Source organism: Klebsiella sp. Ech2A (assembly GCF_030078455.1).
Classification (GTDB): Bacteria; Pseudomonadota; Gammaproteobacteria; order Enterobacterales; family Enterobacteriaceae; genus Klebsiella; species Klebsiella terrigena.
The window spans coordinates 1-2,839 of record NZ_JAQGFU010000330.1 but is presented as its reverse complement, the minus strand read 5'-3'; the positions used below and the strand labels follow the sequence as shown (position 1 = coordinate 2,839).

Genomic DNA, 2,839 nt, shown 5'->3' with positions numbered 1-2,839 from the left:
GTTGGTCAGGTGGCGGCGGAGTGGGATCTGATCCGGCTGTCGCTGCCGGATAGCAAAGTCGTCGAAAAGGTGATGCTACAGCAGGAGGGGCTGCTTGCCCATTGCCGCAGCGGGCAGATTATCGTCGATTTGAGTACCGCCGCGGCGGCGTCAACCGTCCGCCTGCACGGCCTGCTGCGGGACAAAGGCGTCGCCTATATCGACGCCGGGATCTCCGGCGGCGCCGCGGCGGCGGAGAAAGGCCAGCTGACGCTGATGGTCGGCGGCGAGGAGGCCGCCATCCAGGCGATTGAGTGGGCGTTCGCCCCCATCGCCAGCAAAGTGGTGGTCATGGGAGCCAGCGGCGCGGGGCACACCACCAAGCTGCTGAATAACTTCCTCAATGCGGTCAGCCTGGCGGCAACCGCCGAGGTGATGGTCGCCGGCAAAAAGGCCGGTCTCGATTTACCGCGGCTGCTGGACGTGCTGAACAGCAGCAGCGGGGTGAACTTCGCTACCCTCAACCGCTTCCCGCGGATCGTGCAGGGCGACTACCTGGAAGGCGGATTAACCGGCAAGCTGATGACCAAGGATTTAGTGCTGTATACCGATCTGCTGCACCAGCTCGGCGTCACGTCGTTAAACAGCGCCGGGCCGCTCGCCAGCTTCGGCCTGGCCACCGCGCTGGGCTACGGCGACGCCATCAGCAACCGCGTGGTTGACGCCATCGGCGATATTTCCGGCGGTATCCGCCTCTCTTCTTCCGATAACTGATACGGAGCACATTATGCGTATTTTTCATGGCCGCGAAGCGAACTTACCTTCCGAAAAACGGGGAACCACCTTCACCGGTGAGGTCTGGGCCGATGTGGTGATGCCGGCAGCCGACGGGATCACCATTAACAACGTCTTTTTTACGCCGGGGGCGCGCACCTTCTGGCACACCCACGAACAGGGTCAGATCCTGCAGGTCACCGCGGGTAAAGGCTGGATTTGCGTGGACGGAGAAAGCGCACAGCCGATCCGCGCGGGCGATACCGTATGGATCCCCGCCGGCGAACGCCACTGGCACGGCGCGGCGCAGGATAGCTATATGCTGCATACCGCGACCTCGATCGGCAAAACCGGATGGCAGGACGAAGTCACTCAGGACCAATACGAACAATCAACCCGTCGATAGAGGGCGCAATGAATAATAGCCAACCCGATTTACGCCAGCAGGTGCTGGATGCGCATCACTACTGGGAAGAGGGTCAGGATGCGCTGCTGCGTCTTGATGCCGGTTTCCTGCAGGCCTGGCACCGGCTGGCCTGCGTGCCGTTAAGAAAAAATCATCTGGAAAACAAAGTTAAAGCCATGGTCGCGCTCAGCGCCAGCCTGGCCTCGACGCATATTTATCAGCCGGGGATCCGCCGCCATATCGACGTGGCGCTAAGATACGGCGCGACCCGCGAAGAGCTGGTGGAAATCCTCGAGCTCACCAGCACGCTGGGGATCCACGCGGCTAATATTGGCGTCCCCCTGCTGCTGGAGGTGCTGGAAGAGGAAGGGCTACGCCAGGGGCCGGCGCCGCTGACCGAGCGTCAGCAGGAGCTGAAGGCGAGCTTTGTTGCCAACCGCGGCTACTGGCACGCCTCATGGGACGGTTTGTTAGAGCTGGATCCAGATTTGTTTGAATACTATATCGAATTTTCATCCGTCCCCTGGCGAACGGGCGTACTATCACCCAAAGTTAAGGAACTTATCTACTGTGCCTTTGACGCCTCGGCCACGCATCTGTATGAGCAGGGCCTGAAGCTGCATATGCGCAACGCAATCGGCTACGGCGCCACGAAGGAAGAGATTATGGAAGTGCTGGAGATTGTCAGCCTGATTGGCATGCACGGAGCGGAAGCGGCGGCGCCGCTGCTGGAACAGGCGCTGAACCAGCGCTGAATAGCTGAGTCACAGCAGGGTAGCTTGCTGTGACTCAGAAAGATGTGGTACAAATTGTGGTGTCTTTTGTCATACAGGAATACAAAAATGAACACGGAGATGAACTTAGTCCGGCCGAATACCCTGCGCCGTCAGGTGGAAAATGCCCTTCGTGAAGCCATCATGTCCGGTCGCTTTCATCCCGGTCAGCGTCTGATCGAACGCGAGCTGTGCGAAAACCTCGGGGTGAGCCGTACCTCTATCCGTGAGGCGTTACGCCAGCTGGAAGCGGAAAAACTAATCTGCATCGTGCCGCATAAGGGCCCTACCGTCGCCAGTATCTCCCTGAAAGAGGCCGAAGAGCTGTATGCGCTGCGCAGCGTGCTGGAAGGGTTTGCCGCCAGAGAGTTTGCGCTGCAGGGCAGCGACGCCAGCATCGCGCAATTCGCTCAGGCCGCGGCTCAGCTGCGCGCAGCCGCTGAGACGGGCCAGCAGGAAGAGGTGCTGCGCGCCAAAACCGCCCTGTATGACATCATTTTCGATAACTGTAATAACAGCCTGGTGAAAGAGATCCTCACCAGCCTGCATTCACGAGTGAACCTCCTGCGCGCCACCTCGCTGATGGAGCCGCATCGTATGCCGTCCAGCCTGGCGGAGATCGATCGGTTAGCCGAGGCGCTGCGCGATCGGGACGCCGAACAGGCTCAGGCGATCGCCTCTCTACACGTCAATAATGCCTGCCAGGTGGCGCTGCAGATGCTGCGTCGCCAGAGCGAAGAGTAGCCGGCGCGGCGGCATCCGCCTGCAGATCCATCAATGAACGGCGCGTGGCGACTTACGGCGCCTCATGGCTTCATCACGATGCGGCCAAGCGGTTTTGCGGTCTCGGCGAATTCGTGAGCCTCGGCAGCGTCGGCCAGGGGAAATATGCGGTCGATAACAACCC

General features: G+C 60.4%; 5 protein-coding genes. 4 read left to right on the top strand and 1 reads right to left on the bottom strand.

Going from position 1 to position 2,839, the window contains the following annotated elements; genetic code table 11:
- From PFH44_RS26440 to PFH44_RS26425, 4 genes are all read left to right on the top strand, one after another.
- Positions 1-753 (top strand): NAD(P)-dependent oxidoreductase (locus PFH44_RS26440; protein WP_283826673.1); only part of this gene is annotated, 753 nt, incomplete at its 5' end.
- A 13-nt stretch (positions 754-766) separates the two neighbouring features.
- Complete coding sequence (locus tag PFH44_RS26435) at positions 767-1,159, top strand: cupin domain-containing protein (protein ID WP_283826672.1); 393 nt, start codon at positions 767-769, stop codon at positions 1,157-1,159.
- 8 nt (positions 1,160-1,167) lie between these two features.
- Entirely contained in the window at positions 1,168-1,914 is a 747-nt protein-coding gene (locus tag PFH44_RS26430) for a carboxymuconolactone decarboxylase family protein (RefSeq protein WP_283826671.1), read from the top strand.
- An 87-nt stretch (positions 1,915-2,001) separates the two neighbouring features.
- Entirely contained in the window at positions 2,002-2,676 is a 675-nt protein-coding gene (locus PFH44_RS26425; protein ID WP_045854697.1) for a GntR family transcriptional regulator, read from the top strand.
- Between the two features lie 62 nt (positions 2,677-2,738).
- On the opposite strand, the gene PFH44_RS26420 is transcribed toward PFH44_RS26425, so the two are convergent.
- Positions 2,739-2,831, bottom strand: coding sequence for a hypothetical protein (locus tag PFH44_RS26420; RefSeq protein ID WP_283826674.1), 93 nt, complete (start codon positions 2,829-2,831; stop codon positions 2,739-2,741).
- Positions 2,832-2,839 lie beyond the last annotated feature (8 nt).